Annotated in this window: 1 protein-coding gene; it reads left to right on the top strand. The window is 48.7% G+C overall.

Annotated features, from left to right (window positions below; genetic code table 11):
* Positions 1-81: 81 nt before the first annotated feature.
* Positions 82-261, top strand: a 180-nt coding sequence (locus tag FS628_RS30685; protein ID WP_145326690.1) for a hypothetical protein, incomplete at its 3' end; no start/stop codon positions are given.

Here is a 261-nt window from a genome sequence, read left to right as displayed (position 1 = left end):
GGGGAGATGGTGTGGAAGGAGTGGGATGTTGGGGTTTAGTTGTAGGGGTGGGTGGTTGAGGGATATAGGATGTAATGTGATTTGAGGGTGATGGATATTGAGGAGGGGTGGAATGATGGTGATGGTGGTAGTTTTCCGTGGTGGATTGGGAGGGAGGAATGGAAAAATTTGGGGTTTGGGAAGAGTAAGATTGAAATGATCGACGGACAGGGTGGTGGGGTATGGTTTGAGAAGGTGATGGAGTTCAAGTATAGGGATGTG

Origin of the sequence: Paenibacillus xylanexedens, from assembly GCF_007676705.1 — a bacterium.
Classification (GTDB): domain Bacteria; phylum Bacillota; class Bacilli; order Paenibacillales; family Paenibacillaceae; genus Paenibacillus; species Paenibacillus xylanexedens_C.
The sequence above is the reverse complement of the archived record's forward strand: the minus strand, read 5'-3'. Positions and strand labels throughout refer to the sequence as shown.